We start from the raw sequence: 21110 nt of genomic DNA, 5'->3' as shown, positions 1-21110 counted from the left end.
GGGGGCTTGCCCCTGTCTTTGGCTTGGCGCATCTATAGGCGATGCAAGCCCATCTTGAATTTCAGTTTGGCATGGAACGCCTTTTGGCTACGCCGCAAGGCGCGCTTTATTGGCCAAAGGCGGATGTTCTCATTGTGTCCGACCTTCATCTGGGAAAATCTGAACGGATGGCGCGGCGTGGTGCAGGGTTATTGCCGCCCTATGACACCCCCGAAACCCTTGCGCGATTGACGGAAGAGATTGCCACCTATGATCCCGCTGTGGTGATCTGTCTGGGGGATAGTTTTGACGACCTAGAGGCCGCGCGGAACCTCTCTCCCTATTTGGCGCGGCGTTTAGGGCCAATCCAAGCAGGGCGCAAATGGGTTTGGATTTTGGGCAATCATGATGCAGGCCCTGTGAATCTTTCGGGCGAACATCTGGATGAATTTGAAACGCCGCCCTTTATCCTGCGCCATATCGCGCGGGCTGATTTACCCGAAGGGCAGTTTGAGATTTCAGGTCATTATCATCCAAAAATGCGCGTGGCTTTGCGTGGGCGTAGCCTGTCGCGCGCTGCGTTTTTGATGGATGCACAGCGCCTGATCTTGCCCGCATTTGGGGCTTATACAGGCGGTCTTTGGGCCGATGATCCCGCCTTTGCGGGGCTGTTGGGGGCAGATGCGGCGGCCATCGTTTTGGGACAGCCGCCTGTCATGATCCCGCTTAAGCGGTAAGCCCTTCGGGCTCGGGTAAGCCATGGCTGCGCGCGCAGGCGGTGAGCGTATTGGCCAAAAGGCAGGCAATGGTCATTGGCCCGACACCGCCAGGAACAGGGGTGATCGCGCCCGCTTTGGCCGCGCAGCTGTCATAATGACAATCGCCGACAAGGCGGGTTTTGCCCTCAGGGGTGGCGATGCGGTTGATGCCCACATCAATCACCGTGGCCCCCTCTTTGACGAAGTCACCCGTGATCATCTCAGGGCGGCCGACAGCGGCCACCAGAATATCTGCGCCACGGCAAATTGCGGCCAAATCCTTGCTGCGGGAATGGGCGATGGTGACAGTGCAGCTGTCGCCAAGCAAAAGTTGCGCCATAGGTTTGCCCACAATATTCGAGCGCCCAACAACCACAGCGTTGAGGCCAGAAAGGCTGCCGTGATGATCGCGCAACATCATCAAGCAGCCCAATGGCGTGCAGGGCACCATGGACTTCTGCCCCGTTCCAAGCAGACCCACATTCGAGATATGGAACCCATCCACATCCTTCGCAGGGTCAATCGCATTGATCACAAGCGCGCTGTCAATGTGGTCAGGCAGGGGCAATTGCACCAAAATACCATGCACCGATTGATCCGCGTTTAATTGATCAATCAAGGCCAGCAGGTCCGCCTGCGAGGTTGTGGCATCGAGGCGGTGTTCATAGGAATTCATCCCCGCCTCAACTGTGCGCTTGCCTTTTGAGCGCACATAAACCTCGCTTGCAGGATCTTCGCCGACCAACACCACAGCAAGGCCTGGGGTGATGCCATGATCTGCTTTCATTGCGGTCACATGGTCAGTCACCATTTGCTGAACTTTGGCTGAGAAAGCTTTGCCGTCAATGATATGGGCGGTCATGGCGTCATTCCTTATTCGGGGTCGTTTTTCGGTCTATTGGCAAGCCACATATCCCCACCGCGTTACTGCTGCAACGGGCGGGGATCGCGTTATTGAAAAAGGCGCTTAGAACAGCCCCTCAACCTCGCCTGCGTCATTCAGGCGGATATTCTCCGCACTGGGGACGCGCGGCAGGCCAGGCATGGTCATGATCTCGCCGCAGATCACAACGATAAACCCTGCACCTGCCGAAAGACGCACTTCGCGCACGGGCAAGGAATGGCCTGTTGGTGCGCCGCGGCGGTTTGGATCTGTGGTAAAGCTATATTGTGTTTTTGCCATACAGACGGGCAGGTTTTGATAGCCTGCATCCTCCCATGCTTTGAGCTGATCACGGATTTTTTGATCCGCTAACACCTCGTCCGCGCGATAAATCCGCTTGGCCACTGTTTCGATTTTTTGGAACAGTGGCATGTCATCGGCATAGAGCGTTTGGAAGGCAGCAGAACCGCTATCCGCCAATTGCGCCACGCGGGTCGCAAGGTCGGTGATCCCCTTTGATCCTTCTGCCCAGTGGCGGCACAAGATGGCCTCAGATCCCAGTGATTTCACATAGTCCTGAACGGCGGCGACTTCGGCATCTGTGTCGCTGTAGAAATGGTTGATTGCGACAACCACGGGAACACCAAAACCTTTGAGGTTCTCAATGTGGCGACCAAGGTTTGGGCAGCCTTTTTTGACCGCTTCAACATTTTCTGCGCCCAAGTCAGCCTTAGCAACGCCACCATTCATTTTCATTGCCCGCACAGTGGCAACCAAGACCACGCAATCGGGCGAAAGCCCTGCTTTGCGGCATTTGATATTCATGAATTTTTCAGCGCCGAGATCCGCACCAAAGCCCGCTTCGGTGACCACATAATCCGCCAATTTCAGCGCGGTTTTGGTGGCAATGACCGAGTTACAGCCATGCGCGATATTGGCAAAGGGGCCACCATGCACAAAAGCGGGGTTGTTCTCGAGGGTCTGCACGAGGTTTGGCTGCATGGCATCTTTGAGCAGAACAGTCATTGCGCCATCGGCCTTGATGTCGCGTGCGTAAATCGGGCTGCGGTCACGGCGATAGGCCACGATCATATCCCCCAAACGGCGCTGCAAATCCGCCAAATCATCTGCCAAGCACAAGATGGCCATCACTTCGGAGGCTACTGTGATGTCAAACCCTGTCTGCCGTGGGAAGCCGTTGGACACACCGCCAAGCGAGGTCACAACATCGCGCAAGGCGCGGTCGTTCATATCGAGAACACGGCGCCAGACTACGCGGCGCTCGTCAATCTGCAGCTCGTTGCCCCAGTAGATATGGTTGTCGATCATCGCAGAGAGCAGGTTATGCGCTGCCGTAATCGCATGAAAATCGCCTGTAAAATGCAGGTTCATTTCTTCCATTGGGACAACTTGCGCCAAGCCGCCGCCAGCCGCGCCGCCCTTCATGCCGAAGTTTGGCCCAAGCGAGGCTTCGCGGATACAAATCGCGGCCTTTTTGCCAATCGCACAAAGACCATCCCCAAGCCCCACTGTGGTGGTGGTTTTGCCTTCGCCCGCAGGGGTGGGGTTGATCGCAGTCACAAGGATCAGCTTGCCATTGTCGCGGCCCTCAAGACTGTTGATGAAATCCTGAGACACTTTTGCCTTGTCGTGCCCATAGGGCAGCAGCGCCTCATATGGGATATCCAGCTTTTCGCCGATGTCTTTGATTGGCTGTTTGTTTGCGGCGCGTGCGATTTCGATGTCGGTTTTGAAGGCCATGATGCGCGTGTCCCATTCATAGTTTGGGGTTGAGAAAAAAGGTCGAATTCAGCGCGACTATAGGGAGACGATTCTGAATCGCGCGGACTGTTTTCGACCTTTTCGCGCCGTGGTGCGCCAGAAGCAGAGCGCGTATAAATGAAAACACCCCCAGATCGAAACGGATCGGGGGGTGTTTTGTGGTCTAGAAAACCATGGCCGCTTAGGGCGTAGGTTCAGGCTCCATCCCGCCATCATCATTGCGCGGTTTGCGCGATTTGGTTTTTGGGATCGCGGTGATCGAGGCACCGCCCCCTGTGCCTGTGTCATCCCCATCATCGCCGCGGTTCAAAGGTTCGCCCGCGATGACACGGGTGATCTCAGAGCCCGTGAGGGTTTCATATTCAAGCAGACCTTGTGCCAAACGCTCAAGATCATCGCGCTTTTCGGTCAAGATGCGCTTGGCGGTGTCATAGCCTTGATCCACCAATTCCTTGACCTTATCGTCAATGATCTTTTGCGTCGCCGCCGAATGGTTCGTGCCGCCGCCATAAGAGCCCAAATAAGATTGCTGCTCATTGGCGTAATCGACATAGCCTAGCTCTTCGGCATAGCCAAACTGCGTGACCATGGCGCGTGCAATGCGGCTGACCTGTTGAATATCAGAGGCGGCCCCAGAGGTGACGTTCTCTTTGCCAAATACCAACTCCTCAGCCACACGGCCCCCCATCGCCATTGCGATTTTCGAGGTGTATTTTGTGTAGCTGACGGACAGTTGATCGCGCTCAGGCAGGGAAAGAACCAAACCCAAGGCACGACCGCGCGGGATGATTGTCGCTTTGTGAATTGGATCGTGCTGCGGCACGTTCAATCCAACCACCGCGTGGCCCGCTTCGTGATAGGCGGTGAGGCGTTTTTCATCCTCAGTCATCACCATTGAGCGGCGTTCAGCCCCCATCATCACCTTGTCTTTGGCATTCTCGAAATCTTCCATCGTGACAAAGCGGCGATTGACGCGGGCCGCCATCAAAGCGGCCTCATTCACCAAATTGGCCAGATCAGCGCCCGAAAAGCCTGGCGTGCCCCTTGCGATGATTCGCAGATCGACATTCGGGCCAAGAGGCACTTTGCGCGCATGAACGCCCAAGATTTTTTCACGGCCTTTGATGTCTGGGTTGGGCACCTGCACCTGCCGGTCGAAACGACCTGGACGCAGAAGGGCAGGGTCAAGAACATCGGGGCGGTTGGTCGCCGCAACGATGATAATACCCTCGTTGGCCTCAAAGCCGTCCATCTCAACCAGAAGCTGGTTCAAGGTTTGCTCGCGTTCATCATTGCCGCCACCATAGCCAACACCGCGCGAGCGCCCGACCGCGTCAATCTCGTCAATGAAGACTATACAAGGCGCGTTCTTTTTGGCCTGCTCAAACATATCGCGCACGCGGCTTGCGCCGACACCCACGAACATCTCGACAAAGTCAGAGCCAGAGATGGTAAAGAAGGGCACACCGGCCTCGCCAGCGATGGCGCGTGCAAGCAAGGTCTTACCCGTTCCGGGAGGGCCGACAAGCAGCGCACCCTTGGGGATCTTGCCGCCAAGCTTGCTGAATTTCTGCGGATTCCTTAGGAATTCAACGATTTCTTCCAATTCTTCCTTGGCTTCATCGATCCCTGCAACATCGTCAAAGGTGACGCGGCCATGCTTCTCGGTCAGCAGTTTCGCCTTGGATTTTCCAAAACCCATAGCCCCGCCACGACCGCCGCCCTGCATGCGATTCATGAAGAAAATCCAGATCCCGATGAGAACCAGAACGGGCAGCCACAGTGACAAGATGGACATAAATCCTGACTGCTCCTGTGGCCGAACCTCGACCCGCACGCCTTGGTCAATCAAGGCGGTGGCGATGTCACTGTCCGCAGGGCGGGTGGTTTCAAATGTGCCCTCCGAAGTGGTGAACTGCACCGCTTCGCCATCTATCGTTGCCGTGCTCACCGAGCCTTGTTCGACTTGAGAGATGAAATCAGAGTAAGCCACTGATCGGGCATTGACCGATGACTGGTTGCCGCTGAACAGATTGAACAGCGCAAGGATCAACAAAAACAAAATGACCCAAAAGGCGATATTACGAGCATTGCCCAAGAGAATTCTCCTCGCTTTCGCGGCAGCCGCGCCACATGCGCGCTTGCGTTTCCCCTAAGATAAGGAAGCTTTGGCTGACTTCAATGCGATAATATGGATCGGTGGAACTCTGCCGATGGATCATATTGCGGCGCGCATAGTCCCGCGCGCGCCAAATAGGGCACGGCGACCAAGGCTTGCCCCGCCCAAAGCGCGGGATAAGACTGAAACGCGGCCTTTGGCAAACCCTTTGGCAGCTCAAGCGCAGCAAGGCTTTGCGCGCCCAAGGGGCGGATCACCGCCTCGTCCAAACGGCGCCCTTTGATGCGCCACCGCCCATCCCACGCAGACGCCCCATCTGAAGGGCATTCATAATCGGCCACTGCGCGCAATTCACGCACCAAGATCAGCGCATCATCTTGCACAAAACTTTGCACCCCTTGAAGCGTTGCCCCGCGCCCCGCATATGCGGCTTCTGCCAAGGCCTCTAGGCTGCTGAGGCGGGGCCTGTAGGGGGCTTGGGTCAAGCACCCAATCCCATGCGCCAAGAGGCGCAATTGGGTTTCTTCTTCAATCCGTTCAAGGCGCGTCAGGTCAAACCGCAGAATGCCTGGATAGGGTTCGGTGACAACATCGCGTGCCACATCCGCCGCGCGCGCCCAAAGTGCAACGCTGGCGCGGGCCATGTGGTCTGCCGTGCGCGTAAGGGTGTCGACATCAAGACCAATTTCGGCCAGATCGCGCATCGCCTTGCGCGTGCGCACGCGCAGATAATCTTCGTTATCGTTTGAGGGGTCATCGACCCACCCCATCCCGCGCGCTTGCAGGGCCGCACGCAGGTCAGCGCGGGACGCCCAAAGGATTGGGCGAATAACTGGGGCAGCCCCTGCCGCATCTGCGGCCTTATGCGAGAGCGGCAGGGCTTTCATAGCTGACAACCCCTCAATGCCCGATCCGCGCGATAGGCGCATCAAAAAGGTTTCGGCCTGATCATCACGGGTATGGCCCACAAGGATCGCGCCAATTTCAGGCCGTTTGCGTCTGCGCCATTCTTGAACAAGACTATAGCGCGCAGCGCGCGCGGCTGCCTGTAGGTTGCCCACGCCATCCCATTTCCATTGTAAAGTGACGTGATCAATTCCAAGATCATGCGCGATTTTCGCCACCCCTTCCGCCTCAGCCGCGCTTTCGGGGCGCAATCCGTGATCTACAGTAATCGCAATTAGCGTCACGGGGCCATTGTCAGGGTCTTGGCGCATCTCTGCGGCCCAATCATGGGCCAGCATCATCAAGGCAAGGCTATCGCTGCCGCCTGAAACCATGATGGCCAAAACTGGTGGTAAAGGCGCGGGGCATAGCCGCGCCATCTCACTATGAAATTTATCGCTCAGGCTCAATTGCACGCAAGCGCCGCACGCGTTGCTTCGGCAGTCGCAATTTCGCTGCGTGCCTCTGGATAGCGCGTAGCGACCTCTGACAGCGTGATACAGGCTTCCTCGATTTGGCCCAATTCGCCTAAGGATTGCCCAAGGCGGGCCAAGGCCGCAGGCGCGCGTGGGCCATCGGGGCTGCCTGAGAAACTGTCAAGAAAGGCGCGGGCTGCACGGCTCCACGCCCCTTGCTGGACTTCGGCCTCACCTCGCAGGAAATGCGCTTCGCCCGATAATGGGCCGCCCGGATAAGTTTCTGCGAAGCGGCTAAAGGCTTGCGCGGCCTCTGCCCAATTGCCCGCATCATAGGCCGCAAGGGCGCGGTCAAAATCTGATTGTTCTGCAACGGCCAATTGCGGGCCATCATTGGCCCCGCCGGTGCTTGGCGCGGGCGCAAGGTTGCTGCCTTGGCCCAAGGGCGTGCCTGTGTCCCCATCGGGGGCAACACCGCCCAAGGACGGCGTCTCACCCAGCGTTGCGATATCGCAATCAGGTTCCAATTCACAAAGGCGGAATTCCAGATCACCAATGCGGTTGGTGCCGTCACCCACAATCGCCTCGATGCGCAATTGCAGCGTTTCGGTTGCGGCGGTCATACGGCGCAATTCCGCCTCAATGGCATCAAGCCGCGAAAGCGGGTTCGCCGTTCCTGCGGGCAGGCTTGGCCCGCCCGTTGTTGAGAGCTCAAGCCTGAGGCGCTGTATCTCGAAGTAAAGCACCGATAGCTCTTGTCGAATATCGGCAAGGCTTTGGGCTTGGTCAGTTTGGGCAAAGGCCGCATGGGGGGGCATGCCACCCCCAAGGCCAATGACCATAACCCCGCAGATCAGCGCCCGCTTGAGCATATCGCTTAGACCCCCGCACCTGCGGCAATCACCGTCACCGCGCGGCGGTTGCGGCTATAGCACGCTTCGTTCGAGCAAATCTCAATTGGGCGCTCCTTACCATAAGAGATGGTCGACAGACGATTGGGGGCTACCCCACGGCTGATCAGATATTCCTGTGCCGATGCCGCGCGGCGCGCGCCAAGAGCAAGGTTATACTCGCGCGTGCCTTGTTCATCCGCGTGGCCCTCGATAATCGCGGTGTAGTTTGGATTGCTCAACAGCCAGTTCGCCTGTTGGTCTAGGGTCGCAATTGCCTCAGCCGACAGGTTCGATTGATCCACCGCAAAGAACACGCGGTCACCAATGGTTTGGTTGAAATATTCGGGGCTTGTAGGGGCGTAATTCCCGCCTGCGCCCGCGCCATATTGGCCACTTGCGCCATTGCCGCCAAGCCCTGCTTGCGAACAGGCTGCAAGACCAAGCATCGCAACCATCAAAGTTGATTTTACCAAAAGTTTCATCGTTTACATTCCTAAGACAAGGGGCAGGTCATTCTGCCCCGATTGTGGGCACCGCTTTGGCCCTGTGTAACATGTCCAAAGCGCGTTGTGAATCGGGCATAATGATTTGGCCAATCACGTGCGGGTTATTGCAACAGCGGCGACCAAGCGGGATCGGACGCCATTCCCGGTGTCGCGACACGCTGAAGGTTGCGACCCGAAATATCGACCGAATAAAGCGCGGGCGCGCCATTTGTGCCTGCAGTTTCGCGGGTGAACATAACCACGCGCCCATTCGGCGCCCAAGTTGGTCCTTCATCAAGGAAAGACGCTGTCAAAAGGCGCTCTTCGCTGCCATCAATACGCATGACGCCGATATGGAACCGCCCTGCCTCTTGTTTGGTGAAGGCGATATAGTCGCCGCGCGGGCTCCAGACGGGGGTGCCATAACGACCGCTGCCGCGGCTGATACGCTGCGCAGGGCCACCCGTGGCAGGCATGATGTAAAGCTGCTGGTTGCCAGAGCGGTCGCTTTCAAACACGACTTGGCGGCCATCTGGTGAAAAGCTTGGAGCCGTTTCAATCGAAGGCGCTTCGGTCAAACGTGTCTGCGTGCCCGTGACCAAATCAAGCACATAAATATCGCTATTTCCGCCACGCTCGACCGAAAACACAACGCGCTGCCCGTCAGGGGAATAGCGCGGGGCAAAGGTCATAGTTCCAGGAAGATCGGCCAAAGGACGATGGGTCACGCTCGCAATATCCATCTGATAGATGCGCGGTGTGCCACTTTCATAGGATGTGTAGAGCAAGCTGCGCCCATCTGGCGAAAAGCGGGGCGCAAGAACAATTGCGGTGCTATCTGTTAGATATTGAACATTCGCGCCGTCATAATCCATCAGGGCCAGACGCTTAAGCCGCGCGTTTTTGGGCCCTTCCTCGTTGATGAAGGCCACGCGCGTGTCGAAATATCCGCTTTCGCCTGTAATGCGGCTATAGACTTGATCTGCCACCCGATGCGCCATGCGCCGCCATGTTTCGGGCGTTGCCACGAATTGCAGCCCATCCCCGAGCGGCAGTTGCGAGAACACATCAAAAAGCCGAAAGCGCACAACCATCTGCCCCTCTGGGGTGCGGCCCACCGAACCTGTGATCAGGGCTTGGGCATTGATGGCTTGCCAATCGGCAAATTGCACGGGGCTGTCAAAACTGGTGATTGTGGAAATATGAGCCTCGGCTGGGATTTCGCGAAACAGGCCTGTGCCACGCAGATCGGCGGCAATCACCCGCGTGATATCTTGGGCGGCATCGGCCATGTCGGGCGTATCCGCGATAAAGATAGGCAGGGCGAAGGGGAGCGGCTCAATCACACCTTCGGTGATTTCAATGCGCAAAGGCCCGCCTGCACCTTGGGCCCATGCGGGTAGGCTGCTTGCGCCAAGCGCAAGGCACAGCCCCAAGCCGCGAAAAACTGTAATCAACTGCGCCTTCATCTCAGCCTCATCTGTTCAGGGTTGAAGACCATCTCGATGGTTTGCCATTGGTCATATTTTTCTGGAGGCAGGTTAAACCCGTTTGCGCCACAGCGCAAAATCGCACGGCGTCCTGCTTCAAATGCTTGGGAGACCGATGCATCCGAGCCACCAGAACTGTCGATCATTCGGATAGACCCCGCATCTGGCCGCCCATCTTGCCCCAAGGTGACCGAGATGGTGACAATTGTGCGCTGCGCGTCGGAGGATAGCGCGCCCACATTCCAACAGGCGCGCACATCCGCGATCAAACCATCCACCTCGCCGCTGCTGAGGGGCGGGCCAGAGGGGACGGAGGGTGTCGCAGGGGCGCTGACCGCATCTGCAACCGCCGCCGCAATCGCATTAGCGAGCGGGTCAGCAGGTTCAGGCGCGGGTTCAGGTTCAGGCTGCGGCTCTGGTTCGGGTGTTGGTTCGGGTGTGGGGCGCTGTGGCCGTGCGGTCGGCACAGGTGACGCAATCGGTGCAAGGCTTGCTGCGGGTTTTTCGGCCTCTGTTACGATCTGGGTCGTTGCGGCTTCGGGGGCTTGGGCCACCTCTTGTTCAACGGGTGTTTCACTCTGTGCATCAGGCTCAGGGGTTGCCTCGACAACAGTCGGCGCGATTTCGGCATCAGGCGGCGGTGCAGGCGCGGGTGTTGGTGCCACGCGCGGCGTAGCCTCAGGTGTTGGCGTGTCTGACGGGGGCGCATTCTCTGCGCCCAAAGGGGGTGCGCTGATTTCTGGGGGCTGTGGTTGCACCTCGGGTTGCGGTGCAGGGTCTGGCGCTGGCTCTGGCGCAGGTTCGGGCGCAGGCGGCAGGCTCGCCGCTTGGGTGAGTTCTTCAAATTCAGCGGTTGAGACGATTTGAACGCCCGTCACCTGAAAATCGGTTTCCGTGTTGCGGTGAAACAAAATATCTCCAAACGCCACCCCTAAGAGCAGCGCGATGTGCAGCCCAGCCGAGACATAAAGCTCCCGCCGCATCAAACCTACCCCTCAGGCCCGCTGCCCGCCGCGCCATCCAGCGCAGGCCCGCCCGCATCGGTCACAAGGCCGATTTCGCGAAAGCCGCCCGCATTCAGCGCGCCCATGATTTGCATCACTTGCTCATAGGAAATGGCGCCATCTGCGCGCAGGAAAATACGTGTGCTGTCGCGCTCGCCTGCAATGGCCAACAGCCGCGTGACCAGTTCATCCCGCGAAACTTCGGTGGTTTGGATCATCACCCGCCCATCGGGGGCGATGGTTACAGTGAGCGGTTCTTCTTCCTCACTCGGCAGGGCTTCTGCGGCGGTGTCTGGCAGGTTAATCGGCACACCAACAGTCATCAACGGGGCGGCCACCATGAAGATGATCAAAAGGCATAACATCACGTCCACGAAGGGCGTGACGTTGATTTCGGACATGGCGCGGCTGCTGCCCGCCCGTCTGCGGCCGCTTCTGCGACCGCCGTCCGATTTTTGCGCAAACGAGGCCCCCATCAGTCAAGCTGCCGTGACAAGAGGGTGGAAAACTCATCTGCAAAGCTCTCATAGCCTGCAATGATCCGATCTGAGTCGGACGACAGTTTGTTGTAGAAAATCACGGCAGGGATCGCGGCCAACAGGCCAAGACCCGTTGCAAGCAGGGCCTCGGCAATACCAGGCGCCACAACGGCAAGGGATGTGTTGCCAGAAATCGCGATTTCTTGGAAGGATCGCATGATCCCCCAAACTGTACCAAAGAGGCCAACAAACGGTGCCGTTGCGCCTGTTGTGGCAAGGAAGGTCAAGCCCGCGGTTAGGCGCTCTGCTTCGCGGGCAATCGCCACATCCATCGAGCGATCCACGCGTTGCTGCACACCAGGGATGAGCGCGCCATCGTCACGCAGCGAGTTGCGCCATTCGGCCATGCCGGCCACAAAGACACGTTCCGCGGCCGATTGCGGGCTTTCCGCGATTTGATCATAGAGCAAATCAAGCGGCTGACCCGACCAAAAAGCCGCGTCAAAATCCGCTGTGTTTTGCCTTGCGCGGCGATAAATCCGAAATTTGTTGATCGTGATCGCCCAGACCCAAACGGAGGCCACGATCAGTGCGATCATCACGGCCTGCACAATAAAGGATGCGCGGAAAAACAGCGCCATGAGGGTGAAATCAGCCTCTTGCGCCATGCTAAGCGTTGTAGCGTCCATGCCCGTTCTTTCTATTTGCCTCGATGCCCGACCTTGCCTTTTGAGCAAAGCACCCCCAAATCGGCGCCGTTCTTTTTGCGGCACTCAGTATGGGGTCACATGCACCTATATCAGGTTCAAAATCACTTGGGAATGGGCGCGCGCTCAAGCCCGCGTGATTGGCAAATCCTTGCTTTCAGGGCTTAGCGGAATTTCGACAGCACTTCGGGCTGCAGTTTCGCCACGCCGCCTTGACCATTGATCGTGGCGAGGGTGATTTTGGCGGCAAAGATCACGGTGCCTGCGCGCCTGACATCTTGGCTCAATTTCAAGCGCACAGGGCTTGCGCGCAGAATTTTGGTTTCAACCACCAATTCATCATCGAATTTTGCGGGCGCGCGGTAATCAGCCTCAACGCGGCGCACGGCAAATACGATATCTTGGGTGGCCTTTAGCGCCGCTTGATCAATGCCAAGGTCGCGCACCATCTCGCTGCGGGCGCGCTCAATGAATTTTAGGTAATTGGCATAATAGACGATCCCCGCCAGATCGGTATCTTCGTAATAAACACGGATGGGCCAGTGATGCGTCATGTTCAATTTCTATGCTCCAAGACAGCCACCCGTGCCGCCATGCGTAGGCCATGCGTGCTGTCTTGCGCGCAGACGGGCATAACAGGATCATAGCCTGCGCGAATAATCGCGGCAATTTCAGGTTTCAGGCGCGCCGCGCCATCGGTCCCTGCGGCCAGTGGGGATTGCCCTAGAAAGGCTTGATCCGACCATAGTAAAATCGTCTGCACCGCTTGTGACAGCGCGATGGTATCTGCGGGTAGACGCGATAAATCCGCATCCATGCGCACAAAAACAAAGGCCGCTTTGATGCCACCATCTGCATCAAACCGAAATGCGCGATACTGGTTGGCATCTATCGATTTGAGCCGCGCAATGATCTCGGCCAAATCGGGCAGCAGGCGATCCATATTGGGTGTGGCAAGCACCTCGTCCCAATCACGGATGAAAAACACCATGAAATTCGCGCCCAGTTCGGGATCTGTCTCGGCCATCTGGTGGCCCGCGAGTGCGACAATCGCCTCAAGCGCGCCCTTGACGATGGACACGGTCGCATCCTCAACCCCAAACACCACAGGGGCGATAGGCCGACCCCAACGGGCGAAGAGATAGCTGCCATCAGCGCGGGTGAAATAGGGTGTGACTGCATCTTGGGTCATAGACCACGGGATTAGCGGCTTGGGGGCTGTGGTTCAATCCCCTCAGCTGATCTCTAGCGTGCCAGTTTGATCCGTTATTTTGCCAATAACCCATCCGTTGTGACCTGCGGCCCGAAGTCCCGCTTGCACCTCTGGCAGGACGGTTTGGGGCAGGGCTGCCAAAAGTCCGCCTGCGGTTTGAGGATCAAATAACAAATCGGCGCGCGGGCCCGATGTTGTGCCCCGTATTTGCCCCAAAAGATGCGCGCGGGTTTGCGGGTAGAGGGTCGATTGCACCCCCGCCGCCGCCAAATCAAGCGCGCCTTGATAGAGAGGAATTTGATCAAGCCAAATCTGCGCCCCCAAGCCCGAGGCACGGGCGATATTCATGATATGGCCCGCAAGGCCGAACCCCGTCACATCGGTCATGGCGCGCGCATGGGGGACGAGAATATCCGCCACCGCCCCCTGCGGTGTCGTAAGTCCCTGATAAAGGCGCGCAATGTCGCCGCCCTTTGCCAATCCTTGCATCTCTGCCGCTAGAAGAACGCCTGTGCCAATGGGTTTGGTCAGGATCAGCGCATCCCCTGCTTGCGCCCCCGTAAGTCCGATTGCGCGATCTGCAACAAGACCTGTAACAGTGAACCCGATGCTCAGTTCCGCCCCCGCTGCACTATGGCCGCCGATAATATCGGCGCCTGCCGCTGACATTACCTCGGCGGCGGCTGACATGATTTCGGTCAACCAAGCACTTTGCAGCGGTTCAGATAAGGGGGGCAGGGTGATCATTGCCAAGGCTGACTGCGGGGCGGCCCCCATGGCCCAAATGTCGCCAAGTGCGTGAATGGCAGTGATACGCGCCATCACGGCCGGGTCATTGCAAAACGCGCGCAGATGATCTGTGCTAATCACTTGGCGCGCGCCGCCCATATGCAGCACCGCCGCATCATCCCCCCGCCCAATCTCAATGTCTTTGCGGTGGGTTGGGGGTGGGGGCAGGGCGGCCTCAAGCGCGGCTTGACCCAGTTTTGCGCCACAGCCGCCGCATTGCGGTTTTGGCCCCATGGCCTCGATTATGCCAAGCGCGTGTTCTTGCGGCGGTTGCGGTCGTGCCGCCATCTCAGGCAACTGGGTCAGCTGTCGCATGAACTTGCGATCAATTTGGTCTTTCCACATCCACAGAAAGGGAAAGGATGCAGCCACCCGCCCGCGCGTGGCAATGGCCCGCTTATCGCCCAAGGAAATCAGCTTGAGATAGTGGCGTTGCGGCTGATAGATGCGCGAACTGCGCCCCATCACAGCCGCGCGCAGATTGTGAAAGAGGGGCTTTGCCGCGCGCACCGCATAAACGCCCGCCTTACTGCGGGAGGCATGATCAAAATGCGCGCAATCCCCCGTGGCGAAAATATCGGGGTCTGTCACGCTGCGCAGATCGGCGCCCACGCGGATGAACCCATCTTTGAGTGCAAGCCCTGTCTCTGCCAGCCACGGATGCGCCCGCGCGCCTGCCGCGCCAAGGATCAAATCAAAGGGCAGCGGGGACTCATCTCGCAGATGGATCATTTGCGCGGTGATCTCGGTGATCTCTACGCCCTCGCGCAGGGTAATATTTTGGGTGCGCAAGTCTTGTCGCAAAAGCCGTGCCGCGCGCGGAGGCAATTCTTGCAACGCCTGTGCCCGCTCAAATATCGTCACCTCGGGCTTGCGCCCTGTGGTGCGCAGGCGGTGCGCCACGGCCATGGCGACCTCAACCCCCGCAATTCCGCCGCCGATAAGGGCGATGCGTGCAGGATTGGGCGCTTGGGTCAGAAAGCCCTCCCATGCGGCTGCAAACCCCTCGAGAGGTTTGACGGGCACGGCATGATCTGCAAAGCCTGCTAAGGCGGGCATATCAGTCGTGATGCCAATATCAATCGACATGATATCATAGGAAATAGACCTGCCCCCTGCGAGATGCAGGCGTTTTCCCGCTCGTTCAATCCCAATGGCGGGGGCAAGGATGAGGCGAGCATTGGCGAAACGGGCAAGGCGAACCAGATCAATCTCGATTTCGTCTTGTTGGTAATGCCCCGCAATCGCACCGGGCAGCATCCCTGAATAGGCCGCCGTTGGGTTGGGCGAGACAAGGGTCAAGCGCGCACCCGCAAGCGGCCGCATCCCCCACATACGCGTGACAAGCGCGTGACTATGCCCGCCCCCCACAAGCACAATTTCGCGGGTCACGGGCCAAGCGGTGGGGGTCATGATCCTTGACCCCTAAACGGATCATCTGGATACCCCACGCCCGTCAGGATTAATCCATCAGGCGGCGCAACAGGGCCGCAGGCGGCCCGATCGCGCGCCTCTAGGCTGATGCGCACATCGTCAGGCGACCATGATCCCGCCCCAACCCGCTCAAGCGTGCCGACAATCGAGCGCACTTGATTATGCAGGAACGAGCGCGCGCGCAGGTGAAATTGAAATTCGACCGTATCGCTGCGCGGGAAGGCCTCAATCCGTATCTCATCAAGGGTTTTGACGGGCGATTTCGCCTGACAGATAGAGGCACGGAAGGTTGTGAAATCATGCTTGCCGATCAAATGGCGTGCGGCCTCTTGCATGGCGGCAAGATCAAGGGGCTGCTTGACGGCCCATGCCTGCCCCACATCAAGGGTCAAGGGCGCGCGGCGGTTGATCAGCCGATAGGTATAGCGCCGCTCAACTGCGGAAAACCGCGCGTGCCAATCCTCTGACACGGGCGCACAGGCCACAATTGCCACCGGTAAAGGTTTCAAATGATAATTCAGCGCCTCAGACAGGCGAAAGGGATGCCACTCTTGGGCCATGTCACATTGCGCGACCTGACCCGTGGCATGAACGCCTGCATCTGTCCGCCCTGCCGCAGCGATGGAGGGCACATCCGCCTCAAGCTGTGAAAGCGCAGCCTCAATCGCACCCTGCACTGAGGGTTGATCAGCCTGACGTTGCCACCCCGCAAAGGGGCGACCATCATATTCGACTTTGAGCGCATAACGGGCCATGGCTTTGGCTAACGGAAACGCGCGCGCCATGCAATTGCCCATAACCCCCTATCCATGGCGGCTTTGGCATCCTATCTTTGCGCAAGGCATTAGATGGGGGCAGGCCAAGCGTGATATCATCTTTGGGCGATATGCTGCGTGACAGCGTGGAGAGCATGGGCGAAGCATTGACGCGCGCCTTTTCAAACCCAAGCCTGCGCTTGGGGGTGACAGGGGTGTCTCGCGCAGGAAAGACGGTGTTTATCACCTCTCTCGTGGCCAATTTGATGGAGCGGGGCCGCATGGCGGCATCCTCGCCCGAGCGCGAAGGTCGGATTGAAGCGGCCTACCTGCAACCACAACCCGATGATACAGTCGCGCGATTTGATTACGAAAGCCATCTTGCCGCGATGACGGGGCCAGAGGCGCATTGGCCGATTGGCACGCGCAGCGTTTCGCAATTGCGCTTGTCCTTGCGCGTCACGCCAAAATCACGGTTTGCGCGTCTGACGGGCCCACGCCGCTTGCATTTGGATATCACTGATTATCCAGGTGAATGGTTGTTGGATTTGGGACTGTTGACGCAAAGCTACGCGCAATGGTCTAAGTCCAGTTTGGCGCAGATTTCCGCCAAAGCGCAGAGCTTGGCCGCGGCGCGAGATTTCTTGGCGATGGCCACCGAAGCTGTGGCTGAGACGCGCCATGATGAGATGCAGGCCTCGGCCCTTGCGCAAAGTTTCACCGCCTATCTGCACGCGGCGCGCGCGGCGGGGTTCAGCCAATTGACCCCCGGCCGTTTTATCTTGCCGGGCGAATTGCAGGGCAGCCCTGCGCTAACCTTTTGCCCCTTGCCGATTGAGGCCCTGAGGCGTGGCACAATCGCGCGCGAGGCCGCGCGGCGCTTTGAGGCCTATAAATCGCAAATCGTGCGGCCGTTCTTTCGCGCGCATTTTGCCCGCATTGATCGTCAGATGGTTTTAGTGGATCTGCTCAGCGCCATGCAAGGTGGGCCTGAGGTCTTAGAAGATTTGCGACAGGCGATGGCGGGTATTTTGTCGGTGTTCCGCCACGGCGCGAATGGCCCTTTGGCGGCACTCTTGGGGCAAAAAACCGATCGTATCCTTTTTGCCGCGACCAAGGCAGATTACCTGCATCAATCCCAGCATCAGGCCTATGCCAATCTTCTTGAGGCTTTGGTGCAACAGGCCAAACAGCGCGCTGATTATCGGGGGGCGAAAACGCGGGCTATGGCGATTGCAAGCCTGCGCAGCACCGTTGAGGAAAGCCGCATTCTAGACGGGGCCGAGGTTGATCTGGTGCGGGGCCGTGTTGGGCAATCTAATCAGATGCGCGCCCTTTATGCGGGCCACTTGCCAGACCATCCCGACCATATCCTTGCCCCTGCACGCGAAGGCGCGCGGGATTGGTCGGATCATGAATTCGCGGTGACAGATTTCGCCCCGCCTATATCAAGCCTGCGCGCGGGGCTCGGCCCCCCGCATATTCGCCTTGATGCGGCGGCGGAATTTCTTTTGGCAGATTGTATGGGGTGAAAGTTTCAATTGCCAAGCCTAGCCCTTCGGGCCTATGGCAAAGTCTATGAAGCTCGTGCCCCTCTCTGAAACCTCACATTTGCCGCGCTGGCAGCGCCCGCAGGTTCTTTTGTTCCTGATGGCTTTTGCGATGCCTGTGGCCTTTGCCACATGGTCTGCATTGCTCAATAATTTTGTGATTGAGGCGGCAGGGTTTGACGGGGCTGATGTAGGATGGCTGCATTCAGTGCGCGAAATTCCAGGGTTTCTCGCGATTGGCGTGATTGCCCTATTGCTTGTGATCCGCGAGCAGAAATTGGCGCTTGTGTCCTTGGTTATGTTGGGTCTGGCCACGGCGCTGACCTCGCAATTCCCCTCCTTGGGGGGGTTGTTGATTGTCACCCTGATCTCCTCCATCGGGTTCCATTATTACGAGACAGTCAACCAATCGCTTCAATTGCAATGGATCGACAAAAAGCGCGCGCCACAGACCATTGGTTGGCTGATGTCGATGGGGTCTTTGGCCACGCTTTTGGCCTATGGGTTAATCGTGCTGACATGGCGTGCTTATGATTTGAGCTATGACTTGGTCTATGGGGTGGCGGGCGGCTTTACCGCCTTGGTTGCAGTGATTGCATTTTTCGCCTTCCCCCAATTTGAGGGCCCAACCCCGCAGAACCGCAAAATGATCCTGCGCCGCCGCTATTGGCTCTATTATGCGCTCCAATTCATGTCGGGCGCGCGGCGGCAGATTTTCGTGGTCTTTGCAGGCTTCATGATGGTCGAGCGCTATGGATTTGCCGTGCATGAGATCACAGCGCTGTTCATGGTCACATTGGTCGCCAATATGATCGCAGCACCGCTTCTGGGTCGTGCTGTTGCCTTTTTTGGGGAACGTGCGGCCTTGATGTTTGAATATGCGGGCTTGTTCGTGATTTTCCTACTTTATGCGGGCCTCTATCATTTTGATTGGGGCGTGGGTATGGCGGCGGTGCTCTATGTCGGCAACCACGTCTTTTTTGCGCTGGCCCTCGCCATCAAAACCTATTTTCAGAAAATCGCAGATCCCGCTGATATTGCGCCTACGGCCGCCGTGGCCTTTACCATCAACCATATCGCTGCGGTGTTCTTGCCTGCGATCTTGGGGTATATCTGGCTGACCTCGCCGATTGCGGTGTTCCTGCTTGCGTCAGGGATGGCTGCCACATCTTTCGCCTTGTCGCTTTTGGTGCCGCGTCATCCAGAGGCGGGGAATGAAACCTTACTTGCGCGGCGCGGTTTACCCGTGGCTGCGCCCATCACCACCGTGATCAAATAGGGTGCTTATGACGACCTTTACCGCCTTTACCACATTGCCTGCTAAATCCGCCGCCGAAGCCTTGGGTGAGGTCATAGAGGCACTTGATCCTGCGCCCTATGGCGTAGGGGTTTTTCAGATCGAAGACGGCTCTGGCCGTTGGGAGGTGGGCGGTTATTTCCTTGAGGCCCCCAATGAGATCGGATTGGCGCTTTTGGCGGCATCGCATGGCGCGCGGGAATTTGTCGTTTCAGAATTGCCCGAAACCGATTGGGTCGCGCAGGTGCGCCGTGAATTGCACCCTGTGCGCGCGGGGCGGTTTTACCTTTACGGCAGCCATGATGCCGATACAGTTCCAAACGATGCCGTGCCCTTGCTGATTGAGGCCGCAATGGCCTTTGGCACAGGGCATCACGGCACCACCTCTGGATGTTTGATTGCGTTTGATCGTCTGCTCACTGAGGGCCATGTTTTCAAAAATGTGGTTGATATTGGCTGTGGCACGGCGGTCTTGGCCTTGGCTGCGGCACGGGTCTTTCCGCAGACTGTTCTGGCCTCGGATATTGATGAGATCGCGGTTGATGTCGCCCGTGTAAACGCCCAAGCGAATGACCTCGCAGATCGGATCGAGGCTGTGCAAGCCGCAGGGTTTGATCATCCCACCCTTGCAGCCCGCGCGCCCTTTGATTTGATCTTTGCCAATATCCTAAAGGGGCCACTGATCGAACTGGCTCCCGATATGGCGCGTCATGCCGCGCAGGGCGGTTATTTGATCTTGTCAGGCCTTTTGTTGGAGCAGGCTGAGGACGTCACTGCCGCCTATCTCGCGGCAGGGTTCGAGCGGGTTTATGCGTCCGAGCATGGGGAATGGGCGGCGCTGACACTGCGCTATATGGGGTGATTGGCACGCCCCGCTTGTTGAATGTTCTTGTTTCGTGCTATTGATGGGCTAAGCTGACGCAAAGAACCACAAAGGGCGAGCAGGCCATGCGTATCATCGGTATTGACCCAGGGCTTCGCTATCTTGGGTGGGGCGTAATCGAGGCGGATGGCCCGCGCCTACGCCACATATCAAATGGCGTTATCGAAGGGGTGGGCGATGATCTCGCCCCGCGTCTTTTGGCGCTATATGATGGATTAATCGCCGTCCTTGCCGAATTTGCACCAGATTGCGCGGCGGTCGAACAGACCTTTGTCAATCGTGATGGCGCGGCCACGTTGAAATTGGGGCAGGCGCGTGGTGTTGCGATGTTGGCCCCTGCCAAGGCAGGCTTGCCTGTGGCTGAATATGCGCCAAACACAGTAAAGAAAACCGTGGTTGGGGTGGGGCACGCGCATAAAGATCAGATTGGACATATGGTGCGCCTGCAATTGCCCGGATGCGCGCCAAAATCCCCGGATGCTGCTGACGCTTTGGCGATTGCGATATGTCATGCCCATCATGCGCAATCGCAGACGCGGATCATGAAAGCAGTGGGGGCAAGCCTGTGATCGGGAAATTGACAGGCCGCGTGGATTACCGCGCCAGTGACCATGTGCTTTTGGATGTCGGTGGCGTGGGCTATGTGGTTTATTGCTCAGAACGCACTCTTGCGAACCTGCCGAATGCGGGGCAGGTGGCAAGCCTTTACACCGAACTTCTGGTGCGCGAAGACCTTTTGCAGCTTGTTGGGTTTTTAACCCCGTATGATCGTGAGTGGCATCGTTTGTTGGTGTCTGTTCAGGGCGTGGGGGCCAAAGCCGCGATGGCAATCTCGGGTGCGCTTGGCACAGAGGCCTTGGCCCGTGCCATTGCGATTGGGGATTGGGGCGCGGTCAAAGCAGCCCCTGGTGTGGGCCCGAAATTGGCGCAGCGTGTGGTCAATGAACTAAAGGATAAAGGTCCCGCTTTGATGGCGATGGGTGGCAGTCTGGCCCGCGATTTGACGCAGAATGCCCCTGCGCCCGTGGTGGAAGGCCCGCAGGGGCCTGTATCCACCCCTGCGGCATCGCCGCCGCCTGCAACCACGCAGGCCAATGCGCAAAGTCAGGCCGAGGCAATTTCAGCCCTGACCAATTTGGGCTATGGCCCCTCTGACGCGGCAAGTGCGGTTGCGCGCGCGTCAGATGAGGCCGACACGACCCCTGCGCTGATCCGTGCGGCACTGCGCCTCCTGGCCCCGAAGGATTGA

The 21110-nt window shown here is 58.1% G+C and carries 20 protein-coding genes; 6 read left to right on the top strand and 14 right to left on the bottom strand.

Going from position 1 to position 21110, the window contains the following annotated elements; genetic code table 11:
* Positions 1 to 41: 41 nt before the first annotated feature.
* A complete protein-coding gene (gene pdeM, locus AAC636_RS10535) occupies positions 42 to 716 on the top strand; it encodes a ligase-associated DNA damage response endonuclease PdeM (protein ID WP_340301474.1) in 675 nt (224 codons plus the stop codon).
* Here pdeM and folD read toward each other — a convergent pair.
* The 14 genes from folD to truA all read right to left on the bottom strand — a co-directional run bounded on the left by folD (position 706) and on the right by truA (position 16131).
* Positions 706 to 1599, bottom strand: a complete 894-nt coding sequence (gene folD / locus AAC636_RS10530) for a bifunctional methylenetetrahydrofolate dehydrogenase/methenyltetrahydrofolate cyclohydrolase FolD (RefSeq protein WP_340301473.1) — start codon at positions 1597 to 1599, stop codon at positions 706 to 708. The genes pdeM and folD overlap by 11 nt on opposite strands.
* Positions 1600 to 1704: 105 nt before the next feature.
* Positions 1705 to 3381: a formate--tetrahydrofolate ligase gene (locus tag AAC636_RS10525; protein ID WP_340244439.1), complete on the bottom strand. Its 1677-nt coding sequence runs from the start codon at positions 3379 to 3381 to the stop codon at positions 1705 to 1707.
* Positions 3382 to 3583: 202 nt separating this feature from the next.
* Positions 3584 to 5500 carry an ATP-dependent zinc metalloprotease FtsH gene (gene ftsH, locus AAC636_RS10520; RefSeq protein ID WP_340301472.1) on the bottom strand — a complete coding sequence of 639 codons (1917 nt, stop codon included), beginning with the start codon at positions 5498 to 5500 and terminating at the stop codon, positions 3584 to 3586.
* Positions 5501 to 5580: 80 nt separating this feature from the next.
* Positions 5581 to 6882, bottom strand: a complete 1302-nt coding sequence (tilS, locus tag AAC636_RS10515; protein ID WP_340301471.1) for a tRNA lysidine(34) synthetase TilS — start codon at positions 6880 to 6882, stop codon at positions 5581 to 5583.
* Positions 6873 to 7754 carry a tol-pal system protein YbgF gene (gene ybgF, locus AAC636_RS10510; RefSeq protein ID WP_340301470.1) on the bottom strand — a complete coding sequence of 294 codons (882 nt, stop codon included), beginning with the start codon at positions 7752 to 7754 and terminating at the stop codon, positions 6873 to 6875. The genes tilS and ybgF overlap by 10 nt, the downstream gene beginning before the upstream one ends.
* A 5-nt stretch (positions 7755 to 7759) precedes the next feature.
* Complete coding sequence (gene pal / locus AAC636_RS10505) at positions 7760 to 8257, bottom strand: peptidoglycan-associated lipoprotein Pal (protein ID WP_340301469.1); 498 nt, start codon at positions 8255 to 8257, stop codon at positions 7760 to 7762.
* A 125-nt stretch (positions 8258 to 8382) separates the two neighbouring features.
* The gene (gene tolB, locus AAC636_RS10500) at positions 8383 to 9729 is read right to left on the bottom strand and encodes a Tol-Pal system beta propeller repeat protein TolB (protein ID WP_445322564.1); all 1347 of its coding nucleotides are present in this window, start codon (positions 9727 to 9729) and stop codon (positions 8383 to 8385) included.
* Positions 9726 to 10733: a hypothetical protein gene (locus AAC636_RS10495; protein WP_340301468.1), complete on the bottom strand. Its 1008-nt coding sequence runs from the start codon at positions 10731 to 10733 to the stop codon at positions 9726 to 9728. Before AAC636_RS10495 ends, tolB begins: the two co-directional genes overlap by 4 nt.
* A 5-nt stretch (positions 10734 to 10738) precedes the next feature.
* Positions 10739 to 11230 (bottom strand): protein TolR, encoded by a 492-nt coding sequence (tolR, locus tag AAC636_RS10490; RefSeq protein ID WP_340301467.1) that lies wholly within the window; start codon positions 11228 to 11230, stop codon positions 10739 to 10741.
* Entirely contained in the window at positions 11230 to 11922 is a 693-nt protein-coding gene (tolQ, locus tag AAC636_RS10485) for a protein TolQ (RefSeq protein WP_317655619.1), read from the bottom strand. Before tolQ ends, tolR begins: the two co-directional genes overlap by 1 nt.
* Positions 11923 to 12104: 182 nt before the next feature.
* Positions 12105 to 12494 carry a tol-pal system-associated acyl-CoA thioesterase gene (ybgC, locus tag AAC636_RS10480; protein WP_340301466.1) on the bottom strand — a complete coding sequence of 130 codons (390 nt, stop codon included), beginning with the start codon at positions 12492 to 12494 and terminating at the stop codon, positions 12105 to 12107.
* Between the two features lie 2 nt (positions 12495 to 12496).
* Positions 12497 to 13132: a hypothetical protein gene (locus tag AAC636_RS10475; RefSeq protein WP_340301465.1), complete on the bottom strand. Its 636-nt coding sequence runs from the start codon at positions 13130 to 13132 to the stop codon at positions 12497 to 12499.
* A 42-nt stretch (positions 13133 to 13174) separates the two neighbouring features.
* Complete coding sequence (selD, locus tag AAC636_RS10470) at positions 13175 to 15355, bottom strand: selenide, water dikinase SelD (RefSeq protein WP_340301464.1); 2181 nt, start codon at positions 15353 to 15355, stop codon at positions 13175 to 13177.
* Positions 15352 to 16131 carry a tRNA pseudouridine(38-40) synthase TruA gene (gene truA, locus AAC636_RS10465; RefSeq protein ID WP_340301577.1) on the bottom strand — a complete coding sequence of 260 codons (780 nt, stop codon included), beginning with the start codon at positions 16129 to 16131 and terminating at the stop codon, positions 15352 to 15354. The genes selD and truA overlap by 4 nt, the downstream gene beginning before the upstream one ends.
* Before the next feature lie 131 nt (positions 16132 to 16262).
* Here truA and AAC636_RS10460 point away from each other — a divergent pair, with 131 nt between their 5' ends.
* The 5 genes from AAC636_RS10460 to ruvA all read left to right on the top strand — a co-directional run bounded on the left by AAC636_RS10460 (position 16263) and on the right by ruvA (position 21110).
* Positions 16263 to 17663 (top strand): YcjX family protein, encoded by a 1401-nt coding sequence (locus AAC636_RS10460; RefSeq protein ID WP_445322573.1) that lies wholly within the window; start codon positions 16263 to 16265, stop codon positions 17661 to 17663.
* A gap of 46 nt (positions 17664 to 17709) precedes the next feature.
* The gene (locus AAC636_RS10455) at positions 17710 to 18960 is read left to right on the top strand and encodes an MFS transporter (RefSeq protein ID WP_340301462.1); all 1251 of its coding nucleotides are present in this window, start codon (positions 17710 to 17712) and stop codon (positions 18958 to 18960) included.
* Between the two features lie 7 nt (positions 18961 to 18967).
* The gene (locus AAC636_RS10450; protein WP_340301461.1) at positions 18968 to 19840 is read left to right on the top strand and encodes a 50S ribosomal protein L11 methyltransferase; all 873 of its coding nucleotides are present in this window, start codon (positions 18968 to 18970) and stop codon (positions 19838 to 19840) included.
* Between the two features lie 86 nt (positions 19841 to 19926).
* A complete protein-coding gene (gene ruvC, locus AAC636_RS10445; RefSeq protein WP_340259885.1) occupies positions 19927 to 20430 on the top strand; it encodes a crossover junction endodeoxyribonuclease RuvC in 504 nt (167 codons plus the stop codon).
* The gene (ruvA, locus tag AAC636_RS10440) at positions 20427 to 21110 is read left to right on the top strand and encodes a Holliday junction branch migration protein RuvA (protein WP_340301460.1); all 684 of its coding nucleotides are present in this window, start codon (positions 20427 to 20429) and stop codon (positions 21108 to 21110) included. The genes ruvC and ruvA overlap by 4 nt, the downstream gene beginning before the upstream one ends.

Origin of the sequence: Roseobacter sp. HKCCD5988, from assembly GCF_037830355.1 — a bacterium.
Classification (GTDB): Bacteria; Pseudomonadota; Alphaproteobacteria; order Rhodobacterales; family Rhodobacteraceae; genus M30B80.
The sequence above is the reverse complement of the archived record's forward strand: the minus strand, read 5'-3'. Positions and strand labels throughout refer to the sequence as shown.

Excerpts from the sequence above, each read along its gene's own strand:
- pdeM (WP_340301474.1), top strand. The coding sequence starts at position 42 with ATGCAAGCCCATCTTGAATTTCAGTTTGGCATGGAACGCCTTTTGGCT.
- folD (WP_340301473.1), bottom strand. The coding sequence starts at position 1,599 with ATGACCGCCCATATCATTGACGGCAAAGCTTTCTCAGCCAAAGTTCAG.
- AAC636_RS10525 (WP_340244439.1), bottom strand. The coding sequence starts at position 3,381 with ATGGCCTTCAAAACCGACATCGAAATCGCACGCGCCGCAAACAAACAG.
- ybgF (WP_340301470.1), bottom strand. The coding sequence starts at position 7,754 with ATGCTCAAGCGGGCGCTGATCTGCGGGGTTATGGTCATTGGCCTTGGG.
- pal (WP_340301469.1), bottom strand. The coding sequence starts at position 8,257 with ATGAAACTTTTGGTAAAATCAACTTTGATGGTTGCGATGCTTGGTCTT.
- tolB (WP_445322564.1), bottom strand. The coding sequence starts at position 9,729 with ATGAAGGCGCAGTTGATTACAGTTTTTCGCGGCTTGGGGCTGTGCCTT.
- AAC636_RS10495 (WP_340301468.1), bottom strand. The coding sequence starts at position 10,733 with ATGCGGCGGGAGCTTTATGTCTCGGCTGGGCTGCACATCGCGCTGCTC.
- tolR (WP_340301467.1), bottom strand. The coding sequence starts at position 11,230 with ATGGGGGCCTCGTTTGCGCAAAAATCGGACGGCGGTCGCAGAAGCGGC.
- tolQ (WP_317655619.1), bottom strand. The coding sequence starts at position 11,922 with ATGGACGCTACAACGCTTAGCATGGCGCAAGAGGCTGATTTCACCCTC.
- ybgC (WP_340301466.1), bottom strand. The coding sequence starts at position 12,494 with ATGACGCATCACTGGCCCATCCGTGTTTATTACGAAGATACCGATCTG.
- AAC636_RS10475 (WP_340301465.1), bottom strand. The coding sequence starts at position 13,132 with ATGACCCAAGATGCAGTCACACCCTATTTCACCCGCGCTGATGGCAGC.
- selD (WP_340301464.1), bottom strand. The coding sequence starts at position 15,355 with ATGACCCCCACCGCTTGGCCCGTGACCCGCGAAATTGTGCTTGTGGGG.
- truA (WP_340301577.1), bottom strand. The coding sequence starts at position 16,131 with ATGGCCCGTTATGCGCTCAAAGTCGAATATGATGGTCGCCCCTTTGCG.
- AAC636_RS10460 (WP_445322573.1), top strand. The coding sequence starts at position 16,263 with ATGCTGCGTGACAGCGTGGAGAGCATGGGCGAAGCATTGACGCGCGCC.
- AAC636_RS10455 (WP_340301462.1), top strand. The coding sequence starts at position 17,710 with ATGAAGCTCGTGCCCCTCTCTGAAACCTCACATTTGCCGCGCTGGCAG.
- AAC636_RS10450 (WP_340301461.1), top strand. The coding sequence starts at position 18,968 with ATGACGACCTTTACCGCCTTTACCACATTGCCTGCTAAATCCGCCGCC.
- ruvC (WP_340259885.1), top strand. The coding sequence starts at position 19,927 with ATGCGTATCATCGGTATTGACCCAGGGCTTCGCTATCTTGGGTGGGGC.